Below are 18,402 nucleotides of genomic sequence, written 5' to 3' on the forward strand. Positions count from 1 at the left end.
CAAGCGGAAAGCGTGGGCGTCAATAAGAAAAAATAGGCCCCCTACCGCAACAATGTGAACTACTCCCCATTAGTTGGACTGAGAAATCAGTTACCGACTAGTGGGGAGTAGTTGTCATTGAGAGCACGAAGTTCGCTAAGTGCCGAGGCTTAACTTTTTGCGCTTTTAAGTACTGCGCTCAACTACTGGTCAGCGACCAACAACTCCGCAATCTGGATGGTATTCAGAGCAGCGCCCTTACGCAGATTGTCGCCAGAGACAACCAGCACCAGGCCACGCCCCTCCGGAACCGACTGATCGACACGGATACGACCCACCAGGGACTCATCCACACCAGCGGCGGCAAGCGGATTCGGAACGTCGACGACCTTCACGCCCGGCGCGGACTCCAGCAGTTCGGTTGCCTTCTCTACGGACAGAGCATTCTCAAACTCAGCGTGAATCACCAGCGTGTGGCCAGTGAACACCGGAACGCGCACACAAGTACCAGCAACAGCCAGCTCGGGGATAGACAGAATCTTGCGGGACTCATTGCGGAGCTTCTGCTCCTCATCAGTCTCCAGCGAACCATCATCAACAAAGTTTCCAGCCACCGGCAGCGCGTTGAAAGCAATCGGTGCGACATACGGACCAAAGTCCTCCGCAACCAGAGCCGAACCATCAGTGGTCAGCTTCTCCAGGTTGTCGATGTTCTCGCGCACCTGGCCAGCCAGAGTATTCACACCAGCAAGGCCCGAACCCGAGACCGCCTGATAGGAGGACACACGCAGACGCTGCAACCCGGCCTCGTCGTGAAGCGGCTTGAGAACCGGCATCGCGGCCATGGTGGTGCAATTCGGATTCGCGACAATGCCCTTCGGGATGTCCTGCAAAGCATCCGGGTTGACCTCGGAGACCACCAACGGGACCTCCGGATCCTTACGCCACGCCGACGAGTTATCAACAACAACAGCGCCAGCAGCCGCAAAACGCGGCGCCTGCTCCTTCGACAGCGTGCCGCCAGCGGAGAACACCGCGACATCAATGCCCTTCAGATCCTCATCCGAAGTAGCCGCGACATCCTCGACAACAATCTTCTCGCCGCGGAACTCCAACTCCTTGCCCGCACTACGAGCAGAAGCGAAAAAACGAACCTTATCGGCCGGGAAATTACGCTCCGCCAGAAGAGTGCGCATCACACGACCAACCTGGCCAGTGGCACCAACAACAGCAATCGTGGTCATGAAAACTCCTTAACGTCCCGTACCAGCGTAAACAACAGCCTCAGTGTCTCCACCGAGATTGAAAGCGTCGTGCAGGGCCTTCACAGACTTGTCGACATCCTGGTCATTAACCAGCACCGAGATACGAATCTCAGAAGTGGAAATCAGATCGATATTCACACCCTCATCAGCGAGCGCCTCACAGAACGTCGCAGTCACACCCGGGTGGGACTTCATGCCAGCACCGACCAAGGAGACCTTGCCCACGTGATCGTCGTAAAGCACGTCCTTCCAGTCGTTGTCAGCCTGCAGCTTCTTCAGCAACGCCATCGCCTTCGGAGCATCCTCGCGCGGGCACGTGAAAGTAATGTCAGTGCGGTTATCCGCGACGGTGGAGACGTTCTGCAGCACCATATCGATGTTGATCTCCGCATCCGCAACAGCACGGAACATCTTCGCCGCCTGGCCCGGATCATCCGGAATGCCCAGCACGGTCACCTTCGCCTCGGAGCGGTCATGCGCCACACCGGTCAACACTGCTTCTTCCATAGGAATATCCTCCATCGATCCATCAACAAGGGTGCCAAGTTCATTGCTATACGACGAACGCACACGCAACGGGACATTAAACGCACGGGCGTATTCGACACTTCGCAGCTGCAAAATCTTCGCGCCAACCGCGGCCATCTCCAACATCTCCTCGAAGGAAATGTTGTCCAAACGCTGTGCGTCCGGCACAATGCGCGGATCCGCGGTGTACACGCCGTCCACGTCGGAGTAAATCTCGCAGACGTCCGCCTCTAGGGCTGCCGCGAGGGCAACCGCAGTGGTATCCGAGCCACCACGGCCCAGCGTAGTGACGTCCTTGGTCTCGCGGTTTACACCCTGGAAACCGGCCACTAGGCAGATATGGCCCTCATCGAGAGCCTCACGGACACGGCCCGGAGTGACCTCGACAATGCGGGCGTTACCGTGGCGCTCCGTGGTGATCACGCCGGCCTGTGAACCGGTGAAAGACCGAGCCGAGGCGCCGAGGCTTGCAATCGCCATAGCGACCAGTGCATTAGAAATACGCTCACCGGCGGTCAGGAGCATATCCATCTCGCGTCCCGGCGGGACCGGGTTGACCTGCTCAGCGAGGTCCAGAAGCTCATCGGTGGTGTCGCCCATTGCGGAGCACACAACCACGACGTCATTGCCCTGCTTTTTGGTTTCCACAATTCGTTCTGCAACACGACGAATGCGTTCGGCGCTCTCCAGGGATGAACCACCGTACTTCTGCACAACCAGTGCCATGGTCGGCAACCTCCAAAAACTAGGCAACTATATGCACGTAACTATTATTGACTCAATTTACTTGAGTCGCATTCGTAATTACATAGTGGGTTACCAAAACGTAGCTTGCGGGGGTTGTGTGGAGGGTTTGGAATGGGTTGCGTAGGGGTTGCGGGGTATCGTGGCTGGTTTTCGAGTGTGGGTTGGGTGTTTGGGGTGTTTGGGGTGTCGGTTGGGTGTGGATCGGACGCTGCTGCGGGCTGCAAATGTGAAACTGACTAAGTTTATGACAAAAATATGCCTCAAAATACCTCGAAACTGTCATAAACCTAGTCAGTAACTCTCGGTACTGTGCCAGTAACCCCGGGCTCAGCCAGCTCCACTCCCTAACTCCCGGGCTCCGAGCTCAGTCAGCTTCTTAGCCGAACCAGCTGATTCCCGAGACGCTGAAGACACCAAGCACTGCCCCGCTCAACCCCTGCGAAGTGGACATGACAAGTGTTGCATGCCTAGCATTCCCTACGTGAACAATGACCTTCTCGCAGCGATACTGGCACTGCTGTCCGCACTCAGCATCGCGTGGGGAACCGTCATCCGCCACAACCTCTCCGGAACACTGGAAGAGGGCACCAGCACACTTCGCGGAGTGGCGAAAACCCTGAAGCTGCCGCGCTGGTGGCTGGGCTCGACCTTGGCGATTGCCGGGTATGCATTTCAAGTCGCGGCGTTGGCATTTGGCACGTTGCTCCTGGTGCAGCCGTTGCTGGTCATGAAGCTGATGCTCACGCTCCCGCTGGCGGCGAAGGTCAACGGTCGGCGGATTTCGCAGTCAGAGATGATCTGGTCCGTGGCGCTTACTTTTGCGGTGGCGACGCTGGTGTTGCTCGGCAAGCCGACTGCCGGCTCCACCGATATCCCCACTTACCTGTGGGGATGGGCTCTTGCCGTCGGTGGCGTGGTCACCTGCGGGCTTTACGCCGCTGCAGTTCAGTGGCCCAACACCGGCACCGGCGCCGGTGGCGGCTCAGACACCAAACAGCGCGGAGTGCTGCGCCAGAACCCGAAGGCCCTGCTGCTCGGCACGGCAACCGGCTGGCTGTACGGCTTCGTCGCGCTGCTGTCTAAGTCGGTGGTCGATACCTATGTCAACGGCGGACTCGTCCAGCTCCTGCTCTCCTGGGAACTATGGCTGCTGGTGGCACTGGCGGTTATTGGCGTCGGCCTGCAGCAGGCGGCTTTTAACGCGGGACCGTTGCAAGCTTCGCTACCAGCTATGACCGTCGTGGAGCCGATCGTTGCCTTCAGCTTGGGATACATCGTTCTTGGTGAGCGCTTCCAGGCAGTTGGTGTGCAGTGGGTGGCGCTGTTTATCGCACTGGTGACCATGATTTCTGCCACTATTGCCCTGGCGGCTCGGCCGGCAGAGGCCACCTCCACCGCCGCAAGCACCCCAAGCACCGCAGACACCCCAAGCACCGACGCCCCAAGCACCGAAATCACCACCACAGACTCCACCGATGCCGCCGCGCGGTAAGTAGAGTTCAACTCTCCCGGGCCGCATGACATAAATTGGTATTTGCACTTATTAAGTCGTTAGCGATTTGTCGGCCTGGCTATCCCTGCCCGGGAACTGTCCCTGGTGAGAAAGACCCGTGGCCGCTATGCACAAGGTCACCAAAGGTAGGACTCGATGGGGCGTCATTCCCATTCCAAGCGGGCAACCAACACCAAAGCAAAGCCCCAAAAAGGCAAGAAGCTCAACTCGAACACCATCATCGCCCTGCTGTTGATCATTGGTGGTTTGGGAGTGCTGCTGTACCCGGTTGTCGCAACGCAGTGGAACAATTTCCTGCAGGCCCGCGCCGCAGATGAGTACTCCAAGCTGGAGAAATCCGCTCCTCCTGAGGTCTTGGACACCGCCTGGAACGAGGCCCACGAGTACAACGCCAGCCTCGGCGAGGTCAATCCCGGCGACGCCTGGACCACCTCCGATGACGAGTCTTCCCCGGAGTACCAGCGCTATCGTCACTACCTCGACGTGCTTGGCGAGACCGACGCGCTCGGCCGCATCGTCATCCCGTCCATCAACTCTGACCTGCCCATTTTCCACGGCACTTCGGAAAAATCGCTTTCGCGCGGGGTCGGTCACCTCTACGGCACCGACTTCCCGGTCGGCGGCGTGGGCGAGGGTGAAGGTCGCCACGCGTCGCTGTCGGCGCATACGGGTCTGCAAAATGCGACGCTGTGGGACAACCTCGACAAGGTCAAAAAGGGCGACGCGTTCTACATCGCAGTCGCGGGTCATAAGTTGAAGTATGAGGTCCACGACGTAGCCGTCGTAAAGCCGGATGAAACCGATGCTTTACGACGCGTCCCCGGAGAAGACCTAATCACCCTGATTACGTGCACGCCTTACGGCATTAACACGCACCGCCTGCTGGTGACGGGGCACCAGGTGCCGATGGATCCTGACGAGGAATCCGTGTTCGACGGCAGCGGTTCGCAGTGGCAGTGGTGGATGTGGGCCATCCTGGCAGCAGCGGCGGTGATTATTGCGCTGCTGATTTGGTGGCTGCGGAAGCTCTCGCGCGACGGCAAGAGCGAACCGGAGGCCGAGCGCGAGAGCGACGAGACAGAGAATGACGAGGCGGAGGATTAGGCCCCCTTACGAAGTCGCCATCACCTTCGTCTCCTCGATTGCGTTCTTGATCTCGTTGATTCCCTTTTCAAAGATGCGCTGAAGGCCCAGCGCCAGAATCAGCGACGGGATGATGAACAGCGCCAACATGAACATCAGCTTCCAGTAGTCTGCCTCATAGATACCGGCGATGGAGCTGCGGAACATATCGATCGCGTAGGTACCCGGCAGCCAAGGGCTAATGTTCTGGACCCACTGTGGCACCAGCGGCAGCGGATACGCGCCACCTGCGGCCGAGACCTGCATCACCAGCAACAGCACGCAGATGGCCTTGCCGGCGTTGTCGAAGGTGAAGACGAACGAGAAGACAATCATCATAAACACCAGCGAAATCACCCAGCCGGCCAGCAGCATCAGGAATCGGTGCGCGGGCTCGATGCCCACGTACACCTGGAGTCCCAACACCATCAGTGTGGACTGAACCAGGCCCACGCTGGCGAAGGTGGCGAACCGGCCGAAGTATTTCTCGACGCGGGTGTAGTCATCGGTCTGGGCAGCGTTGATTTGCTGGTCGCTGGACTTCTCGGCCTCAGCGTCAGCATCATCGCCGACCTCAGCGGCTGCATCGCTCTGCGCATCATCGAGCGCCTCATCGCTCTGCGCATCATCGAGCGCAGCTTCGACCTCATCAGCACCGACCTCATCGCCGACCTTCTGACCGTCGCGGCTACGGACCGTGGTGCGGATCAGTACCGACGACAGCAGCGCACCGATCCACAGCGCGAGGGTCGCATAGAACGGCGCCATACCCGCACCGAAGCTCTGGACTGGGAAGACGGGGTCCTCCTCGACCTGCACCGGCGCGGCCAACTGCGCTGCCAGGGCACTTGGGTCATCACCGACGGCCTCAGCAATTCGCGAGAGGTCACCGGTGTCCTTCGCCTCTTCCAGCGCGTTGTGAATCTCGTCGAAGCGAGCGGCCAAATCATCAAAGCGGGTGCTCAGACCCATCGTGGCGGCGCTGGTCTTACGAAGCGTATCCACCGGCGAGCCGGAAATCGTACCGCGGATGCCGCGAATGTCCTCGCCAATGACCTCGATGTCGTTGCTCAGACGCGACACCGGCTCCGACAGTGCGTCGATCTGCGGGCGCAGGTTCTGCTCGTAGGAGTTTTTGGCATTTTCCACAGCGGCAATCGCAGCCGTGAAAGCGTCCTTCGCCTGGCTTATCGACGATCCCGTATCCCGGCCACCGCGCAAATCCGCCGCCACGGCGGAGAAACTCTCCTGCAGCCCACGGGTGCGAGCAATCGAGGTGTTCAGATCGGAAATCGCGCGGTCGTAGCCCGGCTTAGCGACACCCGGAACCACTGCCCCCACGGTGTCTTCCAGGCGGTCGCGCATCGCAGTCAGACCGTCGGCCTGCTGGCCGAATTTGGCCGCCATCGCGTCAAAGGTATCTGCGGTCGCGCCGCTGGTGGCCTGGGTGCCGTCGACAAGCTCGTTGACGCGGTCGCGCACGCCTTCGTAGCTCGACTGCGTTGCGTCGAGCGCCGTGCTAACCGAGTCGCGAACATTGCCGACCGCGGCTTCCAGATCGCCTGCGACGTTGCCGTCACCCGAACCATTGCGCAGAATGTCCATCCGCGCACCAGCGTTTTCCAAAATGGAATCCGCGGTCTCCACCAGCGGCACGGTGGTCTCCACCAGCGTGGACAGCGAACGAGCAGTCTGCGCACCGGAGCGCAGCCGCGCGGCGGTGTCATCAACGCGGTTTTGCACGCGCGTCAGTGCCTGCTTGGAGTCGGAGGTGTTTAGATACTCATCCAGCGAGGTGATCACGCCCAGCCCAACACTGGCGACGACCTGCGTGAAGTTCTTGTCAATCTCCTGAATAACGCCACTCGCGCCCTTACTCGTAATGATTGACGAAAGCGCGTTCTTCTTCTCATTCGTATAGAGCGTCAGCTTAGGCGCCTTGGTGCCCCGGACGTAGAAGGTCATCAGTTCAGTACTGAAGTTCTCCGGAAGCACGATTGCCGCGTAGTAGTCACCGGACTTAGTGCCGTCGATGGCGTCCTCAGAATCCGTAATCTGCCAGTCAATTTCGTGGTTACGGCTCAGCTTCGACAGCACCTCATTGCCCAAGTTGACGTCAATCGCACCGATATCCGTGCGATGACCACGGTCATTACTGGCGACCGCAATCTTCAGCTTTTCGGTGTTCTCAAACGGCTCCCAGCTGGCCAGCACATTAAAGCAGGTGAACAGCAGCGGAATCAGCACCAGACCGAAAACCATGATGCCGGTCATCGTGTTCTGGCGGATCACCCGAAAGTCATTCCGCACAATTTCAAGAACGTTTCTCATTAGGCTTCACCTTCTGGGGAAGTCTTCACGCTTGCCGACGACACCTTCGCCTGTGGCTCAAACGAATCACCAGCATTTTCCAGCGAGTACGCATGCGGATGGGAAGTTTGGTGCTCCATGTAGGCGCGCAGCTCCTCCTCCGACATCTCGCTGAGCTCCTGGGCGTGAATCACAGACTGCTTGACGTACTCGCGCACCGCGATGTAGGCGAGGCAGAGCAGCACAAACAGGCAAGCCAGACCGAAGAACAGGGCCTTCTGATCCGGGTAGTTACGGGCCAAAATACCCAGCACCACCAGGGCGGCCACGGCGATGCCAATGGCCATGCGCATGAACAGCGTGTAGCTGCCACGCAGATTCTCCATCCGCTCGTCGACTCGCGATTGGTACTCCTCGCGGTTACGCAGCGCAAAGACGAGGTCACTGAGCTTGTATCCGCTACCGACCAGGTGGACTTCTTCGTTGTTGACCAGTCCGCCCTCTTCAAGCTGGTGGTTAACCAAGACATTGACCGAGGACAGGCTGCGGCGCAGCCAGTAACCGACCACGTAGGCGACCACTGCCATGGCCATCAAGGTGAGCATGTTCTTCAGGTAGTAATTCGAGTAGAAACCACCAATGGTCTCGCGGAGAGCATCAATGCCGTAGGTCAACGGCAAGAACGGATTCAGCGCCTGGAAGAAGTCCGGGGTCATCTCAATTGGATAGAGACCGGCGGCGCCAGGAATCTGAATAAACGCGAGCACTACGGCAATACCACGTCCCACGTGGCCAAACGCCGCCACCAAACTGTAAATAATGGCGAGATAACACAACTCCACCACGACACAGGTGAGGACGAACGCAACCGCGCTGACATGCTGCACACCAATGACGATGTCACCGATAGAGACAATCAGCGCCTGGAAAGTAGCGATGATGCCCAGCAGCAATGTGCGGCCCATGTACGCCTGGCCCACCGTGATTTCCTTGAAACCTTCCGCGTCGACTTCCACGCGGAAAATCACAATCAGAATGAACGCACCAATCCACAACGACAGGTTGGTAAACAGCGCCGCCATACCCGAGCCGTAGTGATCCACCGGGAACACGGCCTCGGTCTTAACCTCAGCCGGATCGCTCAGGAACTGCGAGATACCCTCAGGATCGAGGTCGTTGACCATGTTCATGGCTTCGCGCTCTTCGGTGGTGCCCAGGGTAAGGACATCGAGACGCGCAGTTTCCAGACCATCGCGCACACCATCAAGGTCGGCCTTGAAGCTCTCGAGGACCTGATCCGCAGCAGAAAGCTGCCCACTCGTAGCGTCGAGAAGCGCGGACGTTTCCTTGACGGTGTCCTTTTGCGCGCCAAGCGCCGCCGCGTACGAACCCACGCGCGCGTTGAGCTGATTAAGCGCCTTGCTCAACTGCGGGAGTGCGTCCTGGGACGCCTGACGAATCTGATCCGAGGCGGCCTTGCCGTCCTTAGTGGCCTGCGCCAATGCCTCGCTGGTGGCGTTGAGGGAGTCGAGAGTTCCCTGCGCCGAGCCGGAGACGTTCTTCAGACCCTCCACCAGCTCTTTATTGGTGGCGTTGCTCTCGTCGAGCGCATCGATGGTGCGCTGGATTGCCTGCTTATCCGGGCCATTGAGCGGGTTGGCCTCCAGCAGGGAATTCAGCCCACCAATGACCTGATCCGCCTGGTTGACGATGTCCTCCGCCGCAGCCGTCGCAGAATCCGAACGGGAAATTGCGCCCTGCAGATTGCCAGTCATCGCGCCAATCGCGGCGTTGGCGTTACCGGTGCCCTCCACCAGAGCGGTGCTGCCCTGCAAGTAGGCGTCGTTGAGATCCGCGGAGAAATTCAGGACCTCGTTGTTGAGCTCACCAGTAATCGCCTGCACCTGCGTCAACGCATCCTGGGCGTCATCGAGGGCCGTGTCCACGCTGCCGAGAGTCTTCTTGATCTGCGCAATCGTCGGCTGCAGATTGCCAATCTGCTCCTGGATAGCACCGACTTCATCGCGGCTATTGGCAACCGCATCGGCGACATCCTGGAAAGCGTCAGCGGAATTGAGACGAGCCGCATCGAACCGGCCCTGCAGCAGGCCGCCAGCTTCCTTAACCTCCTCGGTGACCGCCTTCGCAATCTCCTTATTAAAGGAAGCGGAAATCTGACCATCAATACCGGACGCGCCCTGCGCCGTGATGTGCGGCGAGATCGCGTTGATCTTCTGGTTAGCGCGGTATTTCAGCTTTGCTGGATGCCCCTGCCCTTGAATCAGGTCAACCATTTCCTGCGAGAAATTCGGCGGAATGGTGATTTCGGCATAGACCCTGCCGCGCTTTAGGTCCCGGTCTGCCTTCTCGGCATCGGGGAACTGCCAGCCCAGTTCATGATTTTGTTTTAGTTGTTTGACCACCTGGTTACCGATATTGAGGCTTCCGGTAACCGAGGAACTCGCGCCCTTGTCCTCATTCACAATTGCCACACCGATGTTCTCGGTGTGCTCGTACGGATCCCAGAAGCCCGGGATGTTGAACCAGGAGTACAAGGCAGGGGTGATCATCACGCCGATGATGATTACCCACACTCTTGGGCTATTGCGGAGACGGCGCAAGTCTCGCTTAAGAATAGACCAGCTAGTTTGCACCTTAAGGACGCTATCATCTTTAATCCACTAAATACATTGGTACTAGTTTTAGAACTATCGATGGGTGGGGCCGTCGGCAACGCCTTTCACTGCACGGAGCCCCACCGCACAGCCCCTAACGACGCAGAACTCTTACGGCACAGAAACCCGCGCATATTTCCCCCACTAAAACCCCCGAATGATGAAATTCATATAACCAACGGGGTAAGGTACATCACATGCAACGCGGACTACTGCTTCTATGCCGCGGCGGGGCTTGGGTTTAAGGCCGGCTCCCCGTCGCGGGGTTAGTTGTGCCGGCCTACAAGAAAAGTCCGAATTAGAAAGGCCCACAACATGTCTCCTTCCGACGCTTTTATTTCCGCTCCTTCTGTAATCTCCACTCCTGCTGGCGAGATTCCGGAAGGACAGCCTGCTTGGAATAAGCAGCGCAACTCCCAGATGGCAACCAACCGCTACCTGCCTTACGACCAGGAAGTTCAGGACTTCCAGCTGAAGGACCGCACCTGGCCGGACAAGCGCATTACTAAGGCACCGGTTTGGTGTGCCGTCGACCTGCGCGATGGCAACCAGGCGCTGATTGACCCAATGAGCCCGGAGCGCAAGCGCCGCATGTTCGAGCTGCTGGTCCAGATGGGCTACAAGGAAATTGAGGTCGGATTCCCGTCCGCTTCCCAGACCGACTACAACTTCGTTCGCGAGATCATTGAGAAGAACATGATCCCGGACGACGTCACCATCCAGGTTCTGGTTCAGGCTCGCGAGCACCTGATTCGCCGCACCTTCGAGGCATGTGCCGGCGCTAAGAACGTCATCGTTCACTTCTACAACTCCACCTCGATCCTGCAGCGCGATGTTGTGTTCCGTAAGGACAAGGACGCAATCAAGAAGATTGCCACCGACGCCGCAGAGCTGATTAAGACCATCGCGAAGGACTACCCGGACACCAACTGGCGTTGGGAGTACTCGCCGGAGTCCTACACCGGCACCGAGGTTGAGTACGCCAAGGAAGTTGTCGACGCCGTGGTTGATGTCATCGACCCGACGCCGGAGAACCCAATCATCATCAACCTGCCGTCGACCGTGGAGATGATCACTCCGAACGTCTACGCAGACTCCATCGAGTGGATGCACCGCAACCTCAACCGCCGCGACTCCATCATCCTGTCGCTGCACCCGCACAACGACCGCGGTACCGGCATCGCCACCGCCGAGCTGGGCTACATGGCCGGCGCCGACCGCATCGAGGGCTGCCTCTTCGGCAACGGCGAGCGCACCGGTAACGTCTGCCTGGTCACCCTGGGCCTGAACATGCTGACTCAAGGTGTCGACCCACAGATTGATTTCTCCGACATCGACCTAATCCGCCGCACCGTCGAGTACTGCAACCAGCTGCGCGTTCCAGAGCGCCACCCGTACGGCGGTGACCTGGTCTTCACCGCTTTCTCCGGTTCCCACCAGGACGCCGTGAACAAGGGCCTCGACGCAATGGCAGACAAGGTCCGCCCGGGCGCTGCCGTCAAGGAGCTTTCCGACGAGGACCTGCGCGCGGTGACCTGGGAGGTTCCTTACCTGCCCATCGACCCGAAGGACGTTGGTCGTTCTTACGAGGCCGTTATTCGCGTGAACTCCCAGTCCGGCAAGGGCGGCGTGGCCTACATCATGAAGACGGACCACGGCATGAACCTGCCGCGCTCCATGCAGGTTGAGTTCTCCTCCGTCGTACAGGCAGTCACCGACGCCGAGGGCGGCGAGGTCAACTCCAAGGCGATTTGGGACATCTTCGCAGGTGAGTACCTGGACCGCGAGGCTCCACTCGAGCAGATTGCCCTGACTGTCGATGCCCCTCAGAACGAGTCGGATGCCACCAAGATCAAGGCTCACATCGTCTACGAGGGTAAAGAGCAGACCGTCGAGGGTGTCGGCAACGGCCCGCTGGCCGCTTACGCCAACGCCCTGGAGAAGCTCGGCATCAACGTCGAGGTTCAGGAGTACGTCCAGCACGCTCGCACCGCAGGTGACGACGCCGAGGCTGCGGCCTACGTCCTCGCAGATGTCAACGGCACCAAGGTCTGGGGCTCCGGCATCGCTGGTTCCATCACCTACGCGTCGCTGAAGGCAGTCACCAGCGCGGTCAACCGCGCACTGGCTTAAATTCCACATAGTTACTGACTAGGTTTATGACACTTTCGTGGCAAAATTTGTGCTCAAAGTGTCATAAACCTAGTCAGTTTCTTTTTGGGGCAAACTATCCAGCGGTCCCTCGGCCCCGCTACCCAATCAACGGGCCGGCATTGCGCACATCCGCACGGAAAGTCACCCCACCTGCGGCTACCACGCGTTCGCGCTCGATCAGGATTGAACGGAGCGTCGATAAGCGAACTGCGTGCAATTCCACCTCTTTCCACACCACCCGCGCGACATCCAGCCCCGTTGCGCGCAGCGAACGCTCGCGGTAAGTCTCCCGCGTGAGCAGCTTGGACTGAGCCGCGGGCGTCGGCGCGACCTCGCTCGCCGAATACTTGATGTGGCCGTCGAACTCCACGACAAGCAGCAGTTCAGGGATATAAAAATCCACGCGGGCGAGAAAGTGCGGCGGATCGTGGCTGGTGCCGCGAGTCCAGATTTCGGCTTGCTCGTGGAACTTCAGGCCGAGTTCGAGAAGAGCGGCTTTAGTCAGCGCCTCACCGGGCGTTTCGCAACGACCATGACAGACCGCGAGCGCACGATGAAACAGCTCTTGGCCCCGCACGCTGGGATAATGCGCCGGGAGCTCCTCAAGCTGATCGCGCGTGGCGCCATGCCGCAGCGCACCTTCGACAGCCAACACCGCCGCCCGCCACGACACGGACTCCGGCCCCTTCTGCCTGAACCGGACGCGACACTCATCGAAGGCCGCACGCGCGAGCACCGCGACCCGCCGGTCCGCGAGCCCCTGCGTGTGATCCAGATGGATCTCCGAGCGCAGGCGCATGCAATAGTCGATGCCGTGGAACTCCTGACTCCCGCCCACGACCACAATCTTCGCATCGCGCACCAGCACCCACGAACCGTGCAAGGCCAGCGCTGCAGCTCCCGAAATGACGCCTGACGACGTCTCGGAGACCACCGCCAAAGCAGTAATAGCCAGGCGTTTCTCGCGGTGGAGCCCCTCCCAGGCATGCGCGACTACATAGTGACCTCGGCAAAGCCGCTCCAGATAACCGGCCCGCGCTTGCCTTGCGACCTCGCGGTATCCATTCCCCGGCTGGTCATCCGGCCTAATGATTCCAAACTGGTCCGCCACCAGTTGCTTGCGTTTCTTGTTGACCATTTCTCCCCCGCCCCGTGGTTGTTGTCCTGTGGCTGTTGCCCCGTGGTAGTTATTTCGTCCTTATTTTTGTGGCGCTGTTTTGTGGCTCTATTTCGTGGCCTTGGCTTGTGGCACTGTTTTGTGGCCCCTATTTAATAAGGCGCGGAAATTGCCCTCGCGGTTCCATTCCTTTTCGGCTGAGCACCCAGTCGGGGGAAAACTTTTGGGCCTTGCGTGGTTTTTGTAGTTTGCGTGGTTTACGGGACCCGTGTGACCGTGCCCCACGGTCCTTCTGAGCTTGAGGCCGAGCTAGTGCCCAAGTTACTGACTAGGTTTATGACACTTTCGTGGCAAATTTTGTGCTCAAAGTGTCATAAACCTAGTCACTTTCTCCGCGGGTGAGCGCACCCGCTAGTCTTGAGGCATGACTGAATCGGCGCGCGAGGAGCGCAAAGCGACTGGGACCTCTTCTCAGACGAAGAGGCGGCGGCGGAATCGTCGCCGTTCTCAACGCGCGTCGGCAGCGGGCGCGAAAACACCACCAACTGCACCGGCTTCCACCACAACGGACGCAGCCACCACCGACGCGGCTACTACCGGCGCAATCGCAACCGGCGCGAGTACCGCTGGCACACCGGCCACAGCCACACCCACACCGGCCACAGCCGAGACCGCCGCAACAAAGGCCGCTGACGAGCACAAACAGTTCTCGTCGGCGGAGGAAGCTCCTTACGCAATCGTGTCCATCCAGGCCACGGGCATCCACCCCAAGACGTCTCGGCTGGTCAGCCTGGGAGTGTCCACCGCCGACAGTAGCGGCAACATCGTGGACACCTGGCATGTCGTCATCAATCCCACCGAGGATCCCGGCCCGACACACCTCCACGGCCTCGAGCCCGCGGACTTCGAGGGGGCACCGAAATTCGGGGTGATCCAGGCCAAGCTCGCGCACGCGCTCGATGGGCGCACGTTGGTTGCTCATAATGCGCCGCTGGTCTGGGGTTTTATAGTTGCCGAGGCCAAGAGGGCCCGTCGTCAAGCGAATCGTGAGCGATCCGCGCGGAATAAGCGGGGGCGTCGTCGTACGCGCACTCGCGTCGCGAGAATTCCGGCGCCCGCACGGATTGCCGATACGTTGGAAACGGCGCGCCGCCAGGGCAAACGGCTTGACGACGCTCGCCTGCGCGCCGTCGCGCGCGCCTACGGCCTCGATGTGCCTTCGCCCGAGGCATCGATTGCTGGCATCTCGGTGCCCGAGCGGGTGCGGACGTTGGATGACGTCACCACCACGCTTGCGCTCTTCCGCGCACAGGGCGGGCTCGATGCGGGCGCAACCGTGAACATGTACACGCCCGACCAGCTGCGCGAAGACATTGTGGGCCTGCAGCGCTCGGCAGTGCGTGTCGACGCGATGGAAGCGCCGCGCCCCGTGGAGAACCCCGGCCGTTATACGCCGGGACGAAAGCTCGCGACGGGCATGGAGTTCGTCGTGGCGCCAGAGGTATCACTGAACCCGGATGAGCTGATCGCGGCGGGTGTGCGGGCTGGGTTGGCGTACTCGGAGAAGGTCACTCGGGAGTCGTCGGTGCTGGTGTGCAACCGGCCGGCGGATGTGACGCCGGATCAGCTGACGGGCAAGGCCATGCATGCCCACCGGAAGGACATTCCGATCGTTTCCGATGAGGCGTTTTTGCGACTGGTCGGCGAGATGGAGAAATAGGGCTCGGGCTTTTTGCCAGCGCATTCGTTCTATGAATTATTCACAGTAAAATACACAGTTATGAAAGAAGGCACTTCACATAACGACGTAAGTGACCACAGTCGCAACCGCGCAAGCTCCCCGAGCCTGCGCGCACGGTTCGCCACATCCGCCGCTCACGCCGCCACCTGGGCTTCCCGGAAGTCCGGTCGCGGCGCGGGCGGCATGATCGGTGGCCTGATTGCGCAGAAGATTGACCCGCGCATTCTGGCCTCCCTCGGCAAGGGACGCCCGGCCGCGATCATCACTGGCACCAACGGCAAGTCCACCACCACCCGCATGTTCGCGGCCGCCATGCGCGCCGCTGGCCACAACGTGGCCACCAACGAAGGCGGCGACAACATGGACGCGGGCATCATCTCCGCGCTGCTCGCCACTCCCGATGCGGACAGCCTGGTCCTGGAAGTCGATGAGCTGCACGTCCCGCACATCGCAGAGAATCTGAAACCGCAGGTCCTGGTGCTGCTGAACCTTTCCCGCGACCAGCTCGACCGCGTCGGCGAGATCAACAAGATTGAGGCCACACTCCGCGCTGCGGTGGACGCTAACCCGCAGGCGACGGTCATCGCCAACTGCGACGACCCACTCATCGCATCGGCTGCGTGGGATGCCAAGAAGGTTATTTGGGTCTCCGCGGGCGGCGGCTGGACCAACGATGCCACCTCCTCCCCGCGCACCGGCGGCCCTATCATCCAGGACGGCCACGACTGGTATGCCGTGAAGCCACTCCCGGACGGCTCGGAGTTCAAGCGCCCTGAGCCGGACTACCGCATCACTGCGGAGGGAGTCATCACGCCTGCTGGCGACACCCTGCCGATGAACCTCACGCTGCCGGGCAACGCCAACCGCGGCAACGCCACCTTGGCAATCGCGGGCGCTGTCGATATGGGCGCGGACCTGGAGAAATCCCTCCGAGCCACCGAGACCGTCGACAACGTTGCAGGCCGCTACTCCACCATGGTTGTGCGGGATGACAAGGGCGCCGAGAAGCACGTGCGCATGCTGCTGGCCAAGAACCCAGCCGGCTGGCAAGAGGCGCTGTCCATGGTCGATCGCACTGCGGATGCAGTGGTCATCGCGGTCAACGGTCACGTCGCTGACGGCGAGGACCTGTCCTGGCTGTGGGATGTCCGCTTCGAGGACTTCGACGGCATGGATGTGTTATCCGCGGGCGAACGCGGAACTGACCTCGCGGTGCGGTTGCTGTATGCGGGTATCGATGCGAGGTTGGTCGCAAATCCGCTGCAGGCGATCCGGTCGTGTGAGGCGCGGGGGTCGTCGTCAAGCGTCACCCGAGTTGAGGTGCTGGCGAACTACACCGCCTTCCGCGATCTGAAGCGCGACATCGAACGAGCACAGGAGGAAAAGTAAATGAGCGAGCTATCTATCGGTCTGATCCTCCCGGACGTGCTGGGCACCTACGGCGATGATGGAAATGCGCTGGTGCTGCGACAACGCGCGCGGATGCGTGGGATTGACGCCGAGATTGTCCCGATCAAGCTGGGCGATTCCGTCCCCACCAACCTGGACATTTACACCGTCGGCGGCGGCGAGGACGTCGCGCAGACCATCGCGGTGGAGCACCTGATCAACGACGGCGGTATTAAGAAGGCAGCCGATGCCGGCAAGCAGATCCTCGCGATTTGCGCGGGCTTCCAGATTTTCGGAAATTCTTTCCGCGCGGGCGGACGCGATGTCGCAGGTCTCGGTCTTGTCGACTGCACCACCGATTCGCTGCCCACGCGCGCAATCGGCGAAATCTGCACGCTCATCGATCCCACGAACGGTTTGCTTGACGACGTCGACGCCAGCCCGCTGACTGGCTTCGAAAACCACATGGGTCGCACGACCTTGGGTACCGATGCGAAGCCGCTTGGTCGGGTTGTCCGTGGCGTGGGCAATACCGGACCGGAAGTGGAGCAGGCGGACTCCGGGATTGCTCCGGGAGTGGATGTTTCTGCACTCACACCGACCGGTGGCGCCGAAGGCGCGGTGCAGGGCTCGATTATCTGTACCTACCTGCACGGACCTGTGTTGGCTCGCAATCCGCAGCTGGCTGATCTGCTGCTGGCCCGCGCGACCAACCAGGACCTGTCGAGCCTGGCTCCGCTAGACCTCGAGGTAGTGGATAAGCTGCGCGAAGAACGCATCCTGTCCAAGCCGCGTCCGAAGAGCGAGCGCTAGTCTTGTAGTTTCGCGCGCGGCCGGTTGGAGGCCTTAAACCTTCAGCCGGCCCGTCAGCGCGCGGGACAGGGTCAGTTCATCGACGAACTCCAGGTCCCCGCCCAGTGGCATGCCGGAGGCCAACCGAGTTACCTCGAGATCCGGGAAGTCCCGCAGCAGCCGGGCCAAATAGGTCGCGGTGGCTTCGCCCTCGGTGTTGGGGTCAGTCGCGATGATGACCTCGTGGATTTCTGGGGGTTGGGTCTCGTCGACGTCGTCAAGCACGCCTGCGATACGTTGCAACAGCGTGCGGATATTGAGCTCGTTCGGACCGATGCCGCCGAGCGGATCGAGCGCCCCGCCGAGCACGTGGTAGCGACCGTTGTACTCCCCCGTGCGCTCGATGGCCTGGATATCGCGCGCCTCTTCAACGACGCACACCAGACCACGGTCGCGGCGTGTGTCCGAGCAGTACTGGCACACGTCGCTTTCCGAGATGTTGCCGCAGACCCGGCAGAATTGCACACCCTCGCGCACCCGCCCCAGCGCGGATTGGAGTCGCCCGATGTCCTCCGGCTCCGCCTTCATCAAGTAGAAAGCGATACGCTGAGCTGACTTCGGGCCGATGCCCGGCAGGCGCGAGAACTCATCAATGAGATCTTGGAGTGGTCCCTCGAACAATGATAATTACCTACAATTACTGGTCTGAAAAGCTAATTTAGAAACCGAGGCCACCGAGACCGTCGAAGCCCTGGGACAGCGGGCCCATCTTCTGCTCTGCCAGCGACTGCACCTTAGCGGTAGCGTCCTGGAAAGCAGCGAGGACCAGGTCCTGCAGCCCGTCGACATCCTCCGGGTCTACGACCTTCGGATCAATGGCGATGTCCGTGACCTCGCCCGAGCCCTGCATAGTCACCTTGACCAGACCGCCACCGGCCTCACCGACGATGGTGGAGGCGACGATCTCCTGCTGTGCTGCCTGCAGCTGCGCCTGCATCTGCTGTGCCTGCTGCAGAATTGCGTTCATATCTGGCTGAGTCATAACTAACTTTCCTAACTATTGTGCTTTT

13 protein-coding genes are annotated in these 18,402 nt (G+C 60.3%); 6 read left to right on the forward strand and 7 right to left on the reverse strand.

All coding sequences use genetic code 11. The annotated features are described in order from the left end of the window. Nucleotides 1-182 precede the first annotated feature (182 nt). Both ADB08_RS04325 and ADB08_RS04330 read right to left on the reverse strand, forming a co-directional pair. The gene (locus ADB08_RS04325) at nt 183-1,223 is read right to left on the reverse strand and encodes an aspartate-semialdehyde dehydrogenase (RefSeq protein ID WP_049171166.1); all 1,041 of its coding nucleotides are present in this window, start codon (nt 1,221-1,223) and stop codon (nt 183-185) included. Between the two features lie 9 nt (nt 1,224-1,232). Next, a complete protein-coding gene (locus tag ADB08_RS04330; RefSeq protein ID WP_016421883.1) occupies nt 1,233-2,498 on the reverse strand; it encodes an aspartate kinase in 1,266 nt (421 codons plus the stop codon). A gap of 502 nt (nt 2,499-3,000) precedes the next feature. Between ADB08_RS04330 and ADB08_RS04335 the strand changes: the two genes are divergently transcribed. Next, on the forward strand, nt 3,001-4,011 hold the full coding sequence (locus ADB08_RS04335; RefSeq protein WP_193394151.1) for a DMT family transporter: 1,011 nt from the start codon (nt 3,001-3,003) through the stop codon (nt 4,009-4,011). Between the two features lie 156 nt (nt 4,012-4,167). Next, nucleotides 4,168-5,136: a class C sortase gene (locus ADB08_RS04340; RefSeq protein ID WP_049171171.1), complete on the forward strand. Its 969-nt coding sequence runs from the start codon at nt 4,168-4,170 to the stop codon at nt 5,134-5,136. A gap of 6 nt (nt 5,137-5,142) precedes the next feature. On the opposite strand, the gene ADB08_RS04345 is transcribed toward ADB08_RS04340, so the two are convergent. Both ADB08_RS04345 and ADB08_RS04350 read right to left on the reverse strand, forming a co-directional pair. Beyond that, complete coding sequence (locus ADB08_RS04345) at nt 5,143-7,485, reverse strand: YhgE/Pip domain-containing protein (RefSeq protein ID WP_049171173.1); 2,343 nt, start codon at nt 7,483-7,485, stop codon at nt 5,143-5,145. Next, nucleotides 7,485-10,118, reverse strand: coding sequence for a YhgE/Pip domain-containing protein (locus tag ADB08_RS04350; protein WP_049171176.1), 2,634 nt, complete (start codon nt 10,116-10,118; stop codon nt 7,485-7,487). Before ADB08_RS04350 ends, ADB08_RS04345 begins: the two co-directional genes overlap by 1 nt. Before the next feature lie 336 nt (nt 10,119-10,454). On the opposite strand from ADB08_RS04350, the gene leuA reads away from it, so the two are divergent. Next, nucleotides 10,455-12,272 (forward strand): 2-isopropylmalate synthase, encoded by a 1,818-nt coding sequence (gene leuA, locus ADB08_RS04355; protein ID WP_049171178.1) that lies wholly within the window; start codon nt 10,455-10,457, stop codon nt 12,270-12,272. Nucleotides 12,273-12,390: 118 nt separating this feature from the next. Here leuA and ADB08_RS04360 read toward each other — a convergent pair whose 3' ends face one another. Beyond that, nucleotides 12,391-13,431 (reverse strand): hypothetical protein, encoded by a 1,041-nt coding sequence (locus ADB08_RS04360; RefSeq protein WP_049171181.1) that lies wholly within the window; start codon nt 13,429-13,431, stop codon nt 12,391-12,393. A gap of 403 nt (nt 13,432-13,834) precedes the next feature. On the opposite strand from ADB08_RS04360, the gene ADB08_RS04365 reads away from it, so the two are divergent. Genes ADB08_RS04365 through ADB08_RS04375 form a run of 3 tightly spaced genes read left to right on the forward strand, consistent with a single transcriptional unit; the run spans nt 13,835 to nt 17,353 of the window. After that, nucleotides 13,835-15,130, forward strand: coding sequence for an exonuclease domain-containing protein (locus ADB08_RS04365; protein ID WP_080971481.1), 1,296 nt, complete (start codon nt 13,835-13,837; stop codon nt 15,128-15,130). 60 nt (nt 15,131-15,190) lie between these two features. After that, nucleotides 15,191-16,540, forward strand: a complete 1,350-nt coding sequence (locus ADB08_RS04370; protein ID WP_049171185.1) for a MurT ligase domain-containing protein — start codon at nt 15,191-15,193, stop codon at nt 16,538-16,540. Next, nucleotides 16,541-17,353, forward strand: a complete 813-nt coding sequence (locus ADB08_RS04375; RefSeq protein ID WP_049171189.1) for a type 1 glutamine amidotransferase — start codon at nt 16,541-16,543, stop codon at nt 17,351-17,353. It begins immediately after the preceding gene. A gap of 33 nt (nt 17,354-17,386) precedes the next feature. On the opposite strand, the gene recR is transcribed toward ADB08_RS04375, so the two are convergent. Both recR and ADB08_RS04385 read right to left on the reverse strand, forming a co-directional pair. Next, nucleotides 17,387-18,013: a recombination mediator RecR gene (gene recR / locus ADB08_RS04380; protein ID WP_016421873.1), complete on the reverse strand. Its 627-nt coding sequence runs from the start codon at nt 18,011-18,013 to the stop codon at nt 17,387-17,389. 37 nt (nt 18,014-18,050) lie between these two features. Next, nucleotides 18,051-18,374 (reverse strand): YbaB/EbfC family nucleoid-associated protein, encoded by a 324-nt coding sequence (locus ADB08_RS04385; RefSeq protein ID WP_005511884.1) that lies wholly within the window; start codon nt 18,372-18,374, stop codon nt 18,051-18,053. Between the last annotated feature and the right edge of the window lie 28 nt (nt 18,375-18,402).

It is taken from the genome of Corynebacterium sp. 239_CJEI (assembly GCF_001055995.1).
Taxonomy (GTDB): Bacteria; Actinomycetota; Actinomycetes; order Mycobacteriales; family Mycobacteriaceae; genus Corynebacterium; species Corynebacterium jeikeium_D.

Excerpts from the sequence above, each read along its gene's own strand:
- ADB08_RS04325 (WP_049171166.1), bottom strand. The coding sequence starts at position 1,223 with ATGACCACGATTGCTGTTGTTGGTGCCACTGGCCAGGTTGGTCGTGTG.
- ADB08_RS04330 (WP_016421883.1), bottom strand. The coding sequence starts at position 2,498 with ATGGCACTGGTTGTGCAGAAGTACGGTGGTTCATCCCTGGAGAGCGCC.
- ADB08_RS04340 (WP_049171171.1), top strand. The coding sequence starts at position 4,168 with ATGGGGCGTCATTCCCATTCCAAGCGGGCAACCAACACCAAAGCAAAG.
- ADB08_RS04345 (WP_049171173.1), bottom strand. The coding sequence starts at position 7,485 with ATGAGAAACGTTCTTGAAATTGTGCGGAATGACTTTCGGGTGATCCGC.
- leuA (WP_049171178.1), top strand. The coding sequence starts at position 10,455 with ATGTCTCCTTCCGACGCTTTTATTTCCGCTCCTTCTGTAATCTCCACT.
- ADB08_RS04360 (WP_049171181.1), bottom strand. The coding sequence starts at position 13,431 with ATGGTCAACAAGAAACGCAAGCAACTGGTGGCGGACCAGTTTGGAATC.
- ADB08_RS04365 (WP_080971481.1), top strand. The coding sequence starts at position 13,835 with ATGACTGAATCGGCGCGCGAGGAGCGCAAAGCGACTGGGACCTCTTCT.
- ADB08_RS04370 (WP_049171185.1), top strand. The coding sequence starts at position 15,191 with ATGAAAGAAGGCACTTCACATAACGACGTAAGTGACCACAGTCGCAAC.
- ADB08_RS04375 (WP_049171189.1), top strand. The coding sequence starts at position 16,541 with ATGAGCGAGCTATCTATCGGTCTGATCCTCCCGGACGTGCTGGGCACC.
- ADB08_RS04385 (WP_005511884.1), bottom strand. The coding sequence starts at position 18,374 with ATGACTCAGCCAGATATGAACGCAATTCTGCAGCAGGCACAGCAGATG.